Annotated in this window: 16 protein-coding genes and 1 tRNA gene; 13 read left to right on the forward strand and 4 right to left on the reverse strand. The window is 73.4% G+C overall.

Going from position 1 to position 15002, the window contains the following annotated elements; all coding sequences use genetic code 11:
- Positions 1-30: 30 nt before the first annotated feature.
- On the reverse strand, positions 31-657 hold the full coding sequence (locus tag GGQ55_RS21700; RefSeq protein WP_179720329.1) for a hypothetical protein: 627 nt from the start codon (positions 655-657) through the stop codon (positions 31-33).
- A gap of 187 nt (positions 658-844) precedes the next feature.
- On the opposite strand from GGQ55_RS21700, the gene ald reads away from it, so the two are divergent.
- The 6 genes from ald to scpB all read left to right on the forward strand — a co-directional run bounded on the left by ald (position 845) and on the right by scpB (position 6294).
- Positions 845-1960 (forward strand): alanine dehydrogenase, encoded by a 1116-nt coding sequence (gene ald, locus GGQ55_RS21705; protein ID WP_179720331.1) that lies wholly within the window; start codon positions 845-847, stop codon positions 1958-1960.
- On the forward strand, positions 1939-2910 hold the full coding sequence (xerD, locus tag GGQ55_RS21710; RefSeq protein WP_366489957.1) for a site-specific tyrosine recombinase XerD: 972 nt from the start codon (positions 1939-1941) through the stop codon (positions 2908-2910). Before ald ends, xerD begins: the two co-directional genes overlap by 22 nt.
- 215 nt (positions 2911-3125) lie before the next feature.
- On the forward strand, positions 3126-4037 hold the full coding sequence (locus tag GGQ55_RS21715; RefSeq protein ID WP_179720333.1) for a ParA family protein: 912 nt from the start codon (positions 3126-3128) through the stop codon (positions 4035-4037).
- Positions 4034-4534 carry a hypothetical protein gene (locus tag GGQ55_RS21720; RefSeq protein ID WP_179720335.1) on the forward strand — a complete coding sequence of 167 codons (501 nt, stop codon included), beginning with the start codon at positions 4034-4036 and terminating at the stop codon, positions 4532-4534. The genes GGQ55_RS21715 and GGQ55_RS21720 overlap by 4 nt, the downstream gene beginning before the upstream one ends.
- 117 nt (positions 4535-4651) lie before the next feature.
- Positions 4652-5470, forward strand: a complete 819-nt coding sequence (locus GGQ55_RS21725; RefSeq protein WP_179723059.1) for a segregation and condensation protein A — start codon at positions 4652-4654, stop codon at positions 5468-5470.
- Entirely contained in the window at positions 5467-6294 is an 828-nt protein-coding gene (gene scpB, locus GGQ55_RS21730) for an SMC-Scp complex subunit ScpB (protein WP_179720337.1), read from the forward strand. The genes GGQ55_RS21725 and scpB overlap by 4 nt, the downstream gene beginning before the upstream one ends.
- Positions 6295-6373: 79 nt before the next feature.
- On the opposite strand, the gene GGQ55_RS28610 is transcribed toward scpB, so the two are convergent.
- Positions 6374-7252 (reverse strand): DUF559 domain-containing protein, encoded by an 879-nt coding sequence (locus GGQ55_RS28610; RefSeq protein WP_179720340.1) that lies wholly within the window; start codon positions 7250-7252, stop codon positions 6374-6376.
- Between the two features lie 137 nt (positions 7253-7389).
- The gene (locus tag GGQ55_RS21740) at positions 7390-7749 is read right to left on the reverse strand and encodes a hypothetical protein (RefSeq protein ID WP_179720342.1); all 360 of its coding nucleotides are present in this window, start codon (positions 7747-7749) and stop codon (positions 7390-7392) included.
- A 36-nt stretch (positions 7750-7785) separates the two neighbouring features.
- Between GGQ55_RS21740 and GGQ55_RS21745 the strand changes: the two genes are divergently transcribed.
- The 6 genes from GGQ55_RS21745 to GGQ55_RS21770 all read left to right on the forward strand — a co-directional run bounded on the left by GGQ55_RS21745 (position 7786) and on the right by GGQ55_RS21770 (position 12755).
- Positions 7786-8607, forward strand: a complete 822-nt coding sequence (locus GGQ55_RS21745; RefSeq protein WP_246323850.1) for a pseudouridine synthase — start codon at positions 7786-7788, stop codon at positions 8605-8607.
- 128 nt (positions 8608-8735) lie between these two features.
- Positions 8736-9098 (forward strand): chorismate mutase, encoded by a 363-nt coding sequence (gene aroH / locus GGQ55_RS21750; RefSeq protein ID WP_179720346.1) that lies wholly within the window; start codon positions 8736-8738, stop codon positions 9096-9098.
- Between the two features lie 40 nt (positions 9099-9138).
- Complete coding sequence (cmk, locus tag GGQ55_RS21755) at positions 9139-9834, forward strand: (d)CMP kinase (RefSeq protein WP_179720348.1); 696 nt, start codon at positions 9139-9141, stop codon at positions 9832-9834.
- A complete protein-coding gene (gene der, locus GGQ55_RS21760) occupies positions 9831-11174 on the forward strand; it encodes a ribosome biogenesis GTPase Der (protein ID WP_179720350.1) in 1344 nt (447 codons plus the stop codon). Before cmk ends, der begins: the two co-directional genes overlap by 4 nt.
- Positions 11146-11625, forward strand: a complete 480-nt coding sequence (locus tag GGQ55_RS21765; RefSeq protein ID WP_218859376.1) for a GNAT family N-acetyltransferase — start codon at positions 11146-11148, stop codon at positions 11623-11625. Before der ends, GGQ55_RS21765 begins: the two co-directional genes overlap by 29 nt.
- Positions 11622-12755 (forward strand): iron-containing alcohol dehydrogenase, encoded by a 1134-nt coding sequence (locus GGQ55_RS21770; protein WP_218859377.1) that lies wholly within the window; start codon positions 11622-11624, stop codon positions 12753-12755. Before GGQ55_RS21765 ends, GGQ55_RS21770 begins: the two co-directional genes overlap by 4 nt.
- Here the strand turns inward: GGQ55_RS21770 and GGQ55_RS21775 are convergent.
- Entirely contained in the window at positions 12752-14716 is a 1965-nt protein-coding gene (locus GGQ55_RS21775) for a potassium transporter Kup (RefSeq protein ID WP_366489961.1), read from the reverse strand. The genes GGQ55_RS21770 and GGQ55_RS21775 overlap by 4 nt on opposite strands.
- Positions 14717-14873: 157 nt before the next feature.
- Here GGQ55_RS21775 and GGQ55_RS21780 point away from each other — a divergent pair.
- Positions 14874-14947 (forward strand) — tRNA-Pro (locus GGQ55_RS21780).
- The last annotated feature ends 55 nt before the right edge of the window (positions 14948-15002 follow it).

Raw genomic sequence — 15002 nt, forward strand, 5'->3', positions numbered from 1 at the left:
GTGTCCGCGCGTGTCGGCGACCGCAACTGCTCACTCGGCGGGCACGGGGGCGCGATCCGGCAACCGCAGGCCGAGGCGGCCCAGCTCGAGGGCCGCGAGTGCGCGGACCGCGGCCGGGTCGCCGTCACGCCAGGCGGCGCCGGTGCCGGCGGGGAGCGCGGCCAGCCGGGGCAGGGGAGCGGTGGCCAGGGCCCGGACGGCGAGCAGCTCGAGGTCCGGTGTGCCGCGCAGCAGCCGGGCGGCCGCACCGGCCTCGCGGGCGTAGCGCCAGCGGCCGGGCAGCCAGCGCAGCAGCAGCCAGCCGACCGGCAGCAGCACGAGGACGACGGCCAGCAGGAGGGCCAGCGTGCCGACGGCGTCCTGCGCGTTCTGCCCCGCACCGCTCACCGAGCTTCCCGCGTCGCCGAGCGCCTGGAACGGTCGGGCCAGCGCGTCGCCGGCCACCGGCACCCGATCGGCGGTCTCCGCGGCCGAGGCCATGTTCCGGGCCACCGAGCTCCCGAGGTCCTCCACCGCCTGCCCGGGCTCGGCGAGCACCAGCACCGCACGGTGCACCGCGCGGGCGACGAGCACCCACAGCACGATCCAGGTGACCACGCCGGCATCGCCGAGCGCCTGGCGCAGGCGCAGGTCGGGGCGTTGGGCGTACAGGCGCATCGACGTCCTCCGGGCTGGTCGGGCCGTTCGGAGGAGGAAGTGCCCCGGCCCGGCGCGCGGGAACCGGACCCGGACGTGCCTAGACTCCGCCACGAGGCAGGCTCCGACCGGGCCGCCCACATCGCGGTGGGCAGCTCCCTCACCCATGGGGAGCTGCGACCCGCATCCCTGGAGAAGGAGCATGGTCATGCGGGTCGGGGTCCCCCAAGAGGTCAAGAACCACGAGTACCGGGTCGCGCTGACCCCTGCGGGGGTGGTCGAGCTGGTCCGTGCGGGGCACACGGTGCTCGTCGAGAAGGGCGCGGGTGAGGGGTCCTCCATCCCCGACGCCGACTTCGTCGCCGCCGGCGCGCAGATCGTCGCGACCGCCGACGACGTCTGGGGCGCGGCCGACCTGCTGCTCAAGGTCAAGGAGCCGGTCGCCGAGGAGTACTCCCGGATGCGCGCCGACCAGACCCTGTTCACCTACCTGCACCTGGCCGCGTCGAAGGAGTGCACCGACGCGCTGGTCACCTCCGGCACCACCGCCATCGCCTACGAGACGGTGCAGTCGCCGAGCGGCGCGCTGCCGCTGCTCGCCCCGATGAGCGAGGTCGCCGGCCGGATGGCACCGCAGGTCGGGGCGTACTGCCTCGAGCGGGCGCACGGCGGCCGCGGCGTGCTGCTCGGGGGCGTCTCGGGTGTCTACGCGGCCAAGGTCGTCGTCATCGGCGCCGGCGTCTCGGGCATGAACGCCGCCGCCATCGCCCTGGGCATGCAGGCCGAGGTCATCGTCCTGGACCGCAACGTCGACACGCTGCGCGCGGCCGACCGCATCTACCAGGGCCACATGCAGACGGTCACCTCCAACGCGTACGAGGTGGAGCGCGCCGTGCTCGACGCCGACCTGGTGATCGGCGCGGTGCTGGTGCCCGGCGCCAAGGCACCGACGCTGGTCAGCAACGAGCTGGTCTCGCGGATGAAGCCCGGCTCGGTGCTGGTGGACATCGCCGTCGACCAGGGCGGCTGCTTCGAGGACACCCGGCCGACCACGCACGACGCGCCGACCTTCCGGGTGCACGAGTCGGTCTTCTACTGCGTGGCCAACATGCCCGGCGCCGTCCCGAACACCTCGACCTTCGCGCTGACCAACGTGACGCTGCCCTACGTGATGGCGCTGGCCAACGAGGGGACGGCGGCCGCGGTGCGCGCGCACGCCGACCTCGCGCACGGCGTCAACGTCGTGGCCGGCCAGGTCGTGCTGCCCGAGGTCGCCGAGGCGCACGGGATGAAGAGCGTCCCGTGGGAGGAGGTGCTCGTCTGACCGCCACCGTCTCCGACGTCTCCGCCATCGAGCGGGTCGTCACCGGCTACCTGGACCACCTGACCGTCGAGCGCGGCCTCGCCGCCAACAGCATCGCCTCCTACCGCCGCGACCTGCGGCGCTACACCGCGTACCTGGCCGGCGCCGGCGTCACCGCGCTGCGCGAGATCGCCGAGTCCGACGTCGAGGGCTTCCTGGTGGCGCTGCGGCAGGGGGACGACGAGCACCCGCCGCTGTCGGCGAGCTCGGCGGCGCGCGCGGTCGTCGCCGTCCGCGGGCTGCACCGCTTCGCCCTGCTCGACGGGCTGGTGCCCGACGACGTCGCCCACGAGGTGCGCCCGCCGTCGCCGGCGAAGCGGCTGCCCAAGGCGATCCCGGTCGAGTCGGTCGTCGCGCTCATCGAGGCCGCCGGGTCGGTGGAGGGCCCGCGCGGGCTGCGCGACCGGGCGCTGCTGGAGCTGCTGTACAGCACCGGCGCGCGCATCTCCGAGGCGGTCGGGCTGGCCGTCGACGACCTCGACCACGGGCAGGCCGCCGTCCGGCTGGCCGGCAAAGGCGGCAAGGAGCGCGTCGTCCCGGTCGGCTCCTACGCGCTCAAGGCGGTCGAGGACTACCTGGTCCGTGCCAGGCCGGCGCTGGCCGCGGCCGGCCGGGCCGGGGTGCGCGGCGGTGCGCTGTTCCTCAACGTCCGCGGCGGGTCGCTGTCGCGGCAGAGCGCGTGGGCGATCCTCCGGACGGCGGCCGAGCGGGCCGGCCTCACGGCGGAGGTCTCGCCGCACACCCTGCGGCACTCCTTCGCCACCCACCTGCTCGACGGCGGCGCCGACGTCCGCGTCGTCCAGGAGCTGCTCGGCCACGCGTCGGTGACGACGACCCAGGTCTACACGCTGGTCACCGTGGACCGGCTGCGCGAGGTCTACGCCAGCAGCCATCCGCGGGCACTGAGGTGACAGCGGTCCACAGGCTTCCTCGGTAGGTTCTGCCAACTGCCTCGGCTCAACCCGTTCGCTGGTTGGCATCCTTCGACACGTCACACTCCGTTGTCGGCGTGCCTCCTCAGGAATGCGCGCCAGCTTCCCTACGGTCGGGGACACCCGAGCGGGCAGGACGGCTGACCGCACCCGGATGACCCCGGATCGGGCAGGCACTGGAGGCAACGGACACCATGGCGACCCGAGCGGACGCGGCAAGCCCCGCCGTCGCGCGCCCGCAGGACACCGATCCGGAGATGGGTGCTGCGGCGCTGCGGTCGGGAGACCCGGCCAAGGCGCGTCAGACCAAGCTGCCCGACCCGAAGCCGCTCACCGAGCACGGGCCGGCGCGGGTCATCGCGATGTGCAACCAGAAGGGCGGCGTCGGCAAGACGACGTCGACCATCAACCTGGGCGCCGCGCTGGTCGAGCACGGCCGCAAGGTGCTGCTCGTCGACCTGGACCCGCAGGGTGCGCTGTCGGTGGGGCTGGGCGTGCCGGCCCAGAACCTGGACCGCACCATCTACAACGCCCTGATGGAGCGCAACACCACGCTCGCCGACGTCACGGTGCCCACCGACATCCCGGGCCTGGACCTCGTGCCGAGCAACATCGACCTGTCGGCCGCCGAGGTGCAGCTGGTCAGCGAGGTCGCCCGCGAGCAGACCCTGCTGCGCGTGCTGGCCGCCGCCCGCGAGCACTACGACTACATCCTCATCGACTGCCAGCCCTCGCTGGGCCTGCTCACGGTGAACGCGCTCACCGCGGCGCAGGGCGTGATCATCCCGCTGGAGTGCGAGTTCTTCTCGCTGCGCGGCGTGGCCCTGCTGGTCGACACGATCGACAAGGTCAAGGAGCGGCTCAACCCGTCGCTGGAGATCTCCGGCATCCTCGCCACGATGTACGACTCGCGGACCGTGCACTGCCGCGAGGTGTTCAGCCGGGTGGTCGAGGCCTTCGGCGACACCGTCTTCCAGACCGTGATCACCCGCACCGTCCGGTTCCCGGAGACCACCGTCGCCGGGCAGCCGATCACCACCTGGGCCCCGACGTCCTCCGGCGCGTCGGCCTACCGCGACCTCGCCAAGGAGGTGCTGGCGCTGTGACCCGCCGGCCCGTGCTCCCCGGCGCGAACGAGCTGTTCCGCCGCACCGACACCCCGCCCGTCGAGGCCGAGGTCACCGAGCTGCCCAGCCTCAGCTCGACGGCCAGCTCGCCGGCCATGCGCGGCGGCGCCGCCCGCAAGGACGACGTCCAGCCGCTGACGCTGGTGCCCGGTGGCGCCTCGGCCGCCGGCGACGACCTCGCCGCGTTCCGCACGCCCGTTGCGCCGGCGCCGGTGTCGGCGCCGGCCATCCCGACCCGCGGCCGACCGCAGAAGTCGATGCGCGCCGACCGGACCAAGCACGACGAGAAGATCACCGTCTACCTCTCCGCCGAGGAGCTCCTCGGCCTGGAGGGCGCCCGCCTGGTGCTGCGCGGTCAGCACGGCGTCGCCGCCGACCGCGGGCGGATCGTCCGCGAGGCGGTCGCGGTGATCCTCGCCGACCTCGAGGAGCGCGGCGACGAGTCGGTGCTGGTCCGGCGGCTGCGCGGGGCCTGAGCATCACCGCTCGACCTGATGGACCACCGCGCCACGGCACGGCGAACCATCAGGAGGTGCGGCTCACCTCATGACGGAGCTGGTCCGGACGGGCGTCGCCTACGCTCGGCCGACGTGATGGTCAGCAGCCCGCCGGACCCGGCGGCGCAGCCCGAGGGCGGGCAGCGGTTCACCGTCAAGCTGACCAACTTCGAGGGCCCGTTCGACCTGCTGCTGCAGCTGATCGGCAAGCACAAGCTCGACGTCACCGAGATCGCGCTGTCGAAGGTCACCGACGAGTTCATCGCGCACCTGCGCGCGCTCGGCGACGAGCTCGACCTCGACCAGGCCAGCGAGTTCCTGGTCATCGCCGCCACGCTGCTCGACCTCAAGGCGGCCCGGTTGCTGCCCGCGGCCGAGGTGGAGGACGAGGAGGACCTCGAGCTGCTCGAGGCCCGCGACCTGCTCTTCGCCCGGCTGCTGCAGTACAAGGCCTACAAGGAGGCCGCCGCGTTCCTGCGCGAGCGGGAGGCGCAGGCCGCCCGGCGGTTCGCCCGCGACGCCGCGCTGGAGCCGCGGTTCGCCGAGCTCATGCCCGAGGTGCTGCTCGGCATCACCCCGCAGCAGTTCGCCGCGCTGGCCGCCAGGGCGCTGACCCCGAAGGCGCCGCAGACGGTGAGCGTCAGCCATCTGCACGCCCCCGCGGTCAGCGTCGCCGAGCAGCTGCTCGCCGTCCGCAACCAGCTGATCCGCTCCGGGACGGCGAGCTTCCGGGCGCTGACCGCTGACTGCGCGCACACCGTCGAGGTGGTGGCCCGCTTCCTCGCGCTGCTGGAGCTGTACCGGCAGCAGCGCGTGGTCTTCGAGCAGGTGACGCCCCTGGGCGACCTGTCCGTGCGCTGGACCGGGGGCACCGCGGACGACGAGCCCACGGACGCCGACGAGGAGTACGCATGACCGAGGGCGAGAAGACGCCGATCTCCTGGGACGCGCTCGCCGCCGAGCTGGCCGCCACGCGCGAGGAGGCCGAGGCCCGCGGCGACGCCGACCCGGAGACCTGGGACGCCGTCGCCTCGCAGCTGGCCGCGCGGGTCGCCGAGCGCGAGCCGGAGGCCGTCGAGATCCTGCCGCCGGTCGACGAGCCGGCGCCGCTACCGCCACCCGTCGCGGCGGTCCCCGCCCCGAAGCCGGAACCCGAACCGGAGCCCGAGCAGCTGGAGATCGCGCTGCTCGAGCCCGAGGAGCTGCGCGGCGGCCTGGAAGCGCTGCTGTTCGTCATGGACGACCCGGTCGACGTCGCGACCCTGGCCACCGCGCTGCGCTGCCCGCCGCACCAGGTGGTCGAGGGCCTGGCCGGGCTCGCCGAGGAGTACGACCGGCGCCGATCCGGACTCGTCCTGCGCAAGGTGGGGGAGGGGTGGCGGCTCTACACCCGCGACGACTACGCCGAGGTGGTGGAGCGCTACCTGGTCGGCGGGCAGCAGAGCCGGCTCACCCAGGCCGCGCTGGAGACCCTCGCCGTCATCGCCTACCGGCAGCCGGTCACCCGCTCGCGGGTCTCGGCGATCCGTGGGGTCGGGGTGGACGGCGTCATGCGCACGCTGATCGGCCGCGGTCTCGTGCACGAGGTCGGCACCGATCCCGACAGCGGGGGAGGGCTGTACGAGACCACGCCGCTGTTCCTGGAGCGGCTGGGGCTGACCGGCCTCGACGAGCTGCCCGAGCTCGCGCCGCTGCTCCCGGAGACCTCCGCCGTCCTCGACGAGCACCCCGACGCCTGACCGCCACCCGCCGGCCGATCGTCGCGACTTCTGCGATCTCGTGGCTTTCCACCCCTGAATAGCCACGAGATCGCAGAAGTCATGAACCAAGTGCCCGCCGGACGGCGGCGACGACCTCCTCCGGGCGTCCGAGAACATCGGCCGAGCTGAACCGCAGCACCGTCCACCCCTCGAGCACGAGCCGGTTCTGGCGGCGCAGGTCGTCGACGAACGTCTTGCGCTCGCGGTGGTGATCCCCGTCGAACTCGATGAGCACCTTCCGGTCCGGCCAGGCGAGGTCACCGAAGCCGATCTGCCGTCCGCGCTCGTCCATCGCCCGGTGCTGCAGCACCGGACGTGGAAGTCCTGCTTCATGGAGCAACCAGCGCAGGACCGATTCCATCGGCGAGTCGACCTTCGGGTCTGCGACGGCGAGCGCTCGGCGGGCACGGGCCGCGCCGGGACCTGTCGGCCGCCGCGCCAGCGCTGCCTCCAGGTGCGCGGGTCTGCACAAGACGTCGAGCAGCTGGTCGGTGACGGCGAGCAGAGCCGCAGGCTCGAGGACGGCGGCGAGGTCGCGCCAGGTCCGCTCCGGCGTCGTGACGACGAAGCCCCAGCGTCGTTCGACGTCGTCGCTCGCCAACTCCGTCCGATGGAACCGGCGGTCGCTCCGATTCCGCACCCTCGAGCCGGGCGGCACGATCAGGTGCACGACGTCGCTCTCGGGCTGGAGCGGGATGGCCACCTTCCACATGGCCGCGGCCGTGTGATGGCTGATGACCGCTCCTGGTGGCGCCGTCATCAGGATCGCCGGCAGCCTGTTGCGCAACTCTCCGGCGTCCGCCGCGGAGACGTAGGTATCGCGTGACAGCCGAGTGATGTCCCGGTGCCGCAGGTGCCAGTCGGAGAGACCGGCCAGCGCCGCCGCACGACGGGTGCTCGGCTGCTGCAGGCGCGAAGGAACGGGACGGCGAGGCACCCGCACAGGGTGGCGGCGGCGCCGTCGTCCTCGCTGACGTCGTCCACAGCCCCCATGAGTTCTGCGATCTCGTGGCTATCAGGACGTGGAAAGCCACGAGATCGCAGAACTCGCGAGGCGGTCGGACCGGAGCGCGGTCACCCGCGGCGGGCGAGGAGGGCGGCGGCGGCCAGGACGACGGCGGCGATCGCCATGAGGACCAGTTGCGCGGCGCCGTCGGCGATGTCGGAGATCGTGATCACCGGGCAGGCGCAGAGCAGCAGCAGCGCCACGCCGGTCACGGCGCGGCGCGACGAGCTCATCCAGAGCAGCACCGTGCCGATCAGGCCCGCGAGCAGACCCAGCAGGTAGAGCCCCCCGCCGCCGATGTTCACGCCGTACGGCCGCCCACCGGCCCAGAAGACGACGGCGGCGGCCAGCAGCGCCACCGCGCCCACCTCGCAGGCCACCGTGCCCGTCCGTCGGGCGCCGGCGGTGCTCTCCTCGGGATCGGTCACAGCCGCATTCCTACCCGGATGGGAGACTGGACCCCGATGGACATCACCACCGGTGCCGGCGAGGGCTGGTCCGAGGACATGGAGCTCGCGCCGGCACACCCCGGCGACACCGAGGCGCCCGACGCGGCGCACCCCGAGGGGGAGCGGCTGCAGAAGGTGCTCGCCCGCGCCGGGGTCGGATCCCGCCGCGTGGTCGAGAACATGGTCGACGAGGGCCGGATCGCGGTGAACGGCCGCACCGTCACCGTGCAGGGCATGCGGGTCGACCCGCACCGCGACCGGATCGCCGTCGACGGCGTGCGCATCGAGGTCCGCGACGACCGGGTCACCTACGCGCTGAACAAGCCGGCCGGCGTGATCACCGCCATGAGCGACGACCGCGCCCGGCCCACGGTCGGCGACATGGTCGGCGACCTCGCCCCTGGCCTGGTGCACGTCGGCCGGCTCGACCAGGACACCGAGGGCCTGCTGCTGGTCACCAACGACGGCGAGCTGGCCCACCGGCTGGCCCACCCGTCCTACGAGGTGCCGAAGACCTACCTCGCCCAGGTGAGCGGCTCGGTGCCCCGCGACATGGCCAAGCGCCTGCGCGCCGGGATCGAGCTGGACGACGGCCCGGTCAAGGTCGACGCCTTCCGGGTCGTCGACACCCACGCCGGCCAGTCCGTCGTCGAGGTGGTGCTCCACGAGGGCCGCAAGCACATCGTGCGCCGGCTGCTGGCGGAGGTCGGGCTGCCGGTGTCGCGGCTGACCCGGACGGCGGTCGGACCGGTGCAGCTCAACCGGATGCGGGTCGGTTCGATCCGCAAGCTCACCCGCCAGGAGCTCGGGTCCCTGCAGGAGCTCGTCGGGTTGTAGGTGAGGTGCTGGAACGGCCCTCGTCCAGGGCCCCGACCTGAGCTTGCGAAGGTCGGGCGGGACGGGGGTCCTTCTAGACTCGACAGGGCTCCCGGGCAGTACGGGGTGCCGGGAGCGAAGGAGAGTGCATGGCCGTCCGCGCCATCCGGGGCGCCACGCAGGTGGACGCCGACGACCGGGAGCAGGTGCTCGAGGCCACCCGTGAGCTGGTCACCGCCGTCATGGACCGCAACGCGCTGGTCCACGACGACGTCATCAGCATCCTGTTCACCGCGACCCCGGACATCGTCTCGGAGTTCCCGGCGCTGGCCGCCCGCGAGCTCGGCTTCGGCGACGTGCCGCTCATGTGCGCCACCGAGATGAACGTGCCGCACGCGCTGCCGCGGGTGCTGCGCCTCATGGCGCACGTCGACGTGGAGAAGCCGCGCGAGGACATCCAGCACGTCTACCTGCGCGGCGCGGTGGCCCTGCGAAGGGACATCGCCCAGTGAGCGAGCATCGCAGCGAGGAACGAGCGAGGAGCAGAGCCCAGTGACCGCCGAGTTCAGCGGGCAGATCACGCTCGACGGCCCGTCGGGCACCGGCAAGTCCAGCGTCGCCCGGCAGGTCGCCCAGCAGCTGGGCGCGCACTACCTCGACACCGGCGCGATGTACCGGGCCGCCACCGTCGCGGTGCTCGACGCCGGCGTCGCCCTCGACGACAAGGTCGCCGTCGCCCGCGCGGTGTCGGCGGCCACGATCGAGGTCGGCACCGACGCCCGGCGCGAGAAGGTCAAGGTGGACGGCGTCGACGTGCGGCAGCGGATCCGCGGCGCCGAGGTCACCCGGGCGGTCTCGCCGGTCTCCGCCGTCCCCGCCGTCCGCAGGCTGCTGGTCGCCCGCCAGCGGGAGCTGGTGAACGGGGCCGACGCGGTCGTGGTCGAGGGCCGCGACATCGGCACCGTCGTCCTGCCCGACGCGACGCTGAAGATCTACCTCACCGCCTCGCCCGAGGTGCGCGCCCAGCGCCGGGCCGGGCAGCTCGGGGTCACCGACCCCGACAAGATCGCCGCGCTGGCCGCCGACCTGCGCCGCCGTGACGACTACGACAGCCGCCGCGCCGACAGCCCGCTGCGGCCGGCCGAGGACGCCGTCGTCGTCGACAGCACCGACCTGGCGCAGGAGGAGACCGTGGCCAAGGTCGTCGCGCTGGCGCTCGACGCCGTCCGGACAGGGCAGGCGTCATGAGCGTGGAGCAGACGGGCCCGCTGCCCGTGGTGGCGATCGTCGGGCGGCCCAACGTCGGCAAGTCGACGCTGGTCAACCGGATCCTGGGCCGGCGGGCCGCCGTCGTCCAGGACACCCCGGGCGTCACCCGCGACCGGATCGCCTACGAGGCGCTGTGGAACGGCAAGCGGTTCACCCTCGTCGACACCGGCGGCTGGGACCCGAAGGCGGCCGGGCTGGGGGCTTCGATCACCCGCCAGGCCGAGTACGCCATGAACACCGCCGACGTCATCGTCTTCGTCGTCGACAGCTCGGTCGGCGCCACCGACACCGACCTGGCCGCCGCGCGCATCCTCCGGCGAGCCGACCGGCCGGTGGTCCTCGTGGCCAACAAGGTCGACGACGAGCGCAGCGAGGCCAACGCCGCCGAGCTGTGGTCGCTGGGCCTGGGCGAGCCGAACCCGGTCAGCGCCCTGCACGGCCGCAACTCCGGAGACCTGCTCGACCTGATCCTCGACGCGATGCCCGAGGCGCCGCGCGAGCAGGAGGAGGAGGGCGGCCCGCGCCGCGTCGCCCTCGTCGGCCGGCCCAACGTCGGCAAGTCCAGCCTGCTCAACCGGCTGGCCAAGGACGAGCGCTCGGTCGTCGACTCGGTCGCCGGCACCACCGTCGACCCGGTCGACTCGATCGTCACCCTCGGCGGCGAGGAGTGGCGCTTCGTCGACACCGCCGGCCTGCGCCGCAAGGTGTCGACGGCGTCGGGCACCGAGTACTACGCCAGCCTGCGCACCGAGGCCGCGATCCAGGCCGCCGAGGTGGCGATCGTGCTGCTGGCCGCCGACGAGGTGATCAGCGAGCAGGACCAGCGGGTGATCACCCAGGTCATCGAGGCCGGCCGCGCGCTGGTGCTGGCGATCAACAAGTGGGACACCCTCGACGAGGACCGCCACTTCCAGCTGGAGAAGGAGGTCGAGCGCGACCTCTCCCGGGTGAAGTGGGCCAGCCGGGTCAACATCTCGGCCAAGACCGGCCGTGGGGTGGACAAGCTCGCCCAGCACCTGCGGGCCGCGCTGGCCTCGTGGGAGACCCGGGTGCCGACGGCGGAGCTCAACACCTACGTCCGGCAGCTCGTGCAGGAGACCCCGCCGCCGGCCCGCGGTGGGCGCGCCCCGCGGATCAAGTACGTGACGCAGGCCGACGTCCGCCCGCCGCGGTTCGTCGTCTTCTCCACCGGGTTCCTCGAGGCCGGCTACCGGCGGTTCCTGGAGCGCAAGCTGCGGGAGCGGTACGGCTTCGACGGCTCGCCGATCGTCGTCTCGGTCAAGGTGCAGAGTGGCCGCGGGAGCGACAAGAAGTCCTGACCTGCGTCCGGCCCGTCCCGCGGACGCCGGCCAGGTCGCCGACGTGTGGTTGCGCTCGTTCGCGGCCGCCCTGCCGGGGGTGCGCCGGGCGCACTCGGATGACGAGGTGCGCCGGTGGGTCGCCGAGGTCCTGCTGCCGACCCACGACGTCTGGGTGGCCGACGACGGCGGCACCGTGGTCGGCCTCCTGGCGCTGTCCGACGGCCGGCTCGACCAGCTCTACCTCGCCCCGGACCGGCGCGGTCGCGGGCTCGGCGACCGGTTCGTCGCGCTGGCCAAGCAGCGTCAGCCGGGCGGCCTGCAGCTGTGGACCTTCCAGGCCAACGAGCCGGCGTGGCGCTTCTACCTGCGCCACGGGTTCGTCGAGGTCGAGCGCACCGACGGGTCGCGCAACGAGGAGCGCGAGCCCGACGTCCGGCTCGTCTGGGACCCCCGTGGGTGCCCGCCGTGAGCGCCTTCGACCTCGCCCTGCCGCGGCGGGTGCTGTTCGGGCCGGGCCGCGCCGCCGAGCTCGCCGGGCTGCTGCCGGCGCTGGGGGAGCGGCCCGTGCTCTGCACCGGCCGCGACCCGGCGCGGCACGGGCACCTGCTGGGCCGCGCGCCGGCCGCCGTCGTGACCGTCGCCCGCGAGCCCACGGTCGACGACGTCCGGGCGGCGACCCACCGGGCGCGGGCAGTCGGCGCCGACGTGGTCGTGGCGATCGGCGGCGGCAGCGTGCTCGACCTGGGCAAGGCGGTGGCGGTGCTGCTCGGCAACGGCACCGATCCGCTCGACCACCTGGAGGTCGTGGGCCGCGGACTGCCGATCGAGCGGCCGGGGGTGCCGTTCGTCGCGGTGCCGACCACAGCGGGCACCGGCGCCGAGGCGACCGCCAACGCCGTCCTGACCTCGCCCGCGCACGGGCTCAAGGCGAGCCTGCGCAGCCCGCACCTGCTGGCCGCGGTCGCCCTGGTCGACCCGCTGCTGACGCTCGGCTGCCCTCCGGAGGTGACCGCGAGCAGCGGGCTGGACGCGCTGACCCAGTGCCTCGAGCCCTACGTCTCACCCCAGGCCAACCCGGCCACCGACGCCGTCGCGGCCGAGGGGCTGCGGCGCGCCGCCCGGTCGCTGGCGCGGGCGTACGCGCACGGCGACGACGCCGCGGCCCGCGAGGACATGGCGCTGTGCAGCCTGTTCGGCGGCATCGCCCTGGCCAACGCGAAGCTCGGGGCGGTGCACGGCCTCGCCGGCGTCGTCGGCGGCACGGTGGACGCGCCGCACGGCGCGGTGTGCGCCGCGCTGCTCGCGCCGGTCGTCGAGGCGAACCTCCGGGCGCTCCGCGAGCGAGAGCCGGGCTCGCCCGCGCTGTCGCGCTACGCCGCGGTGGCCCGGCTGCTGACCGGCCGGGACGACGCGGTCGCCGACGACGCGGTGACCTGGCTGCGGGAGACCGTGCGCGCCCTCGACGTGCCGCCCCTCGATCTCCCGCCGGCACTGCACGGCGAGGTCGCCGAGAAGGCGGCGCGCTCCAGCAGCATGCAGGGCAATCCGGTGCGCCTCGGGCCCGACGAGCTCCTCGCGGTCCTCCGGTCGGCGACCTAGAGGTCGACCGCGCTGCCCATCGTGACCGTCCGGTCGCGGGGGAGCCCGAAGTAGGCGGCCGGGTCGGCGGCGTTGTGCGCGAGGAAGAGGAACAGCGACTTGCGCCAGCGGATCATGCCGGGTGCGCCGGTGCGGGTGACCGCGCCGCGGGAGAGGAAGTAGCGGGCGTTCTCGACGTCGGAGATCCCCGGCTCGAGCACCTCGGCTTCGCGGGCCTGCAGCAGCGCCTCGGGGATGTTCGGCTCGTCGGAGAAGCCGAAGGTCACGCACAGGTACTGGATGCGGTCGTCGGGGTGGCCGAGGTCGTCGGTGGTGAACCGGTCGTGCGGCGGGACGTGGGGCACGTTGGCCGACTTGGCCGAGACGATGAGCACGGCGTGGTGCAGCACCTCGTTGACCGCGACGTTGGCGCGCAGGGCCAGCGGCGTGGTCTCCATGCCGGGGTGGGGGAAGACGGCGATGCCCTCGACGCGGTGCGGCGGGTTCTCGTAGAGCTCGTGCACGAAGTCCTCGAGCGGTCCCTCCTGCTCGGCGCGGTTGCGGCCCACGATCTCCCGGCCGCGCCGCCACGTCGTCATGACGGTGAAGACGACGAGGGCGATGAGCAGCGGCAGCCAGCCGCCGTGCAGCACCTTGGACAGGTTCGCGGCGAGGAAGGTCAGCTCGACGCCGCCGAAGGCGACGCCGGCCAGCACCAGCTGCCACGGCTTCCAGTGCCACAGCACGCGGGCGACGATGAGCAGCAGCACCGTGTCGACGACGAGCGCCCCGGTCACCGAGACGCCGTAGGCGGTGGCCAGCCGCTGCGACGACCGGAAGGCGAGCACGACGACGAGCACACCGGCGAACAGCAGCGCGTTGACGCCGGGCAGGTAGATCTGGCCGCCCTCGTGCTGGGAGGTCTGCCGCACGGTCACCGGCGGGAGCAGCCCGAGCTGCACCGCCTGCCGCGACAGCGAGAACGCGCCCGAGATGACGGCCTGGCTGGCGATCACCGTCGCGGCGGTGGCCAGGAAGACCATCGGGATGCGCGCCCACTCGGGGAAGGACAGGAAGAACGGGTTGGCGATGGCTGCCGGGTGCCGGATGATCTCCGAGGCCTGGCCCAGGTAGTTCAGGATCAGCGCCGGGAAGACGACGACGAACCACGCGCGCAGGATCGGCATCCGGCCGAAGTGGCCCATGTCGGCGTAGAGCGCCTCGGCGCCGGTGATCACCAGCACGACGGCGCCCATGGCGATGAACGCGATGAACGGGTGGTCGACGACGAACAGGACGGCGTAGCTCGGCGACAGCCCTGCGAGCACACCGGGGTGCTGGACGACGCCGGCGATCCCGGCGACGGCCAGGGCGGAGAACCACAGCAGCATGACCGGGCCGAACAGCGAGCCCACCTTGCCGGTGCCGAACCGCTGGACGGCGAACAGCACGGTCAGGATGGCCACGGCCACCGGCACCACGAGATGGCTCAGCCCCGGGGCGGCCACCTCCACGCCCTCGACCGCGGACAGCACGCTGATGGCCGGCGTGATCAGGGAGTCGCCGTAGAACAGCGATACCCCGATGATGCCGATGACCACGAGCACGCGGGCCTTGTCCGCCTTGTCGGCGTAGAGCCGCCGCGCCAGGGCGGTGAGCGCCATGACGCCGCCCTCGCCGTCGTTGTCGGCGCGCATGAGGATGCCGACGTACTTCACCGACACGATGAGCGTGACCGACCAGAACATCAGGGAGATGACGCCGTAGACGTCGCTGACGTTCGCCTGCACGGCGTTGTGGTCGAGGGAGAACACCGTCTGCAGCGCGTAGAGCGGGCTCGTGCCGATGTCGCCGAAGACGATCCCGAGCGCGGCCAGCACGAGCGCGGTGCCACCGGCGTTCGGGTGCGACGGGGCCGTCGTGGCCCCGGAGTCCGGTGACGGCACCTCCGTCGTCTCGGACGGGGTTTCCGCGTGCGTCACCTGGTGCCTCCCGCGGCGAGTTCAGTAGGTCCATCGTGATCGTGGTGGTCGACGGATGTCGAGCCGAGATCACCCTGTCGGTGCGGCCGACCGGCCGCAGGTCGAGGCCGACCGGTGCGGTAATCTGCTCGGGCGGTCGTCGCGCAGCGATGGCACGCGGGCTGTAGCGCAGCTTGGTAGCGCACCTGACTGGGGGTCAGGGGGTCGCAGGTTCAAATCCTGTCAGCCCGACAGCGGGAAACCGCAGGTCAGGGGCCGTGTCCGGAGAGATCCGGAACGGCCCCTG

It is taken from the genome of Petropleomorpha daqingensis (assembly GCF_013408985.1).
Taxonomy (GTDB): Bacteria; Actinomycetota; Actinomycetes; order Mycobacteriales; family Geodermatophilaceae; genus Petropleomorpha; species Petropleomorpha daqingensis.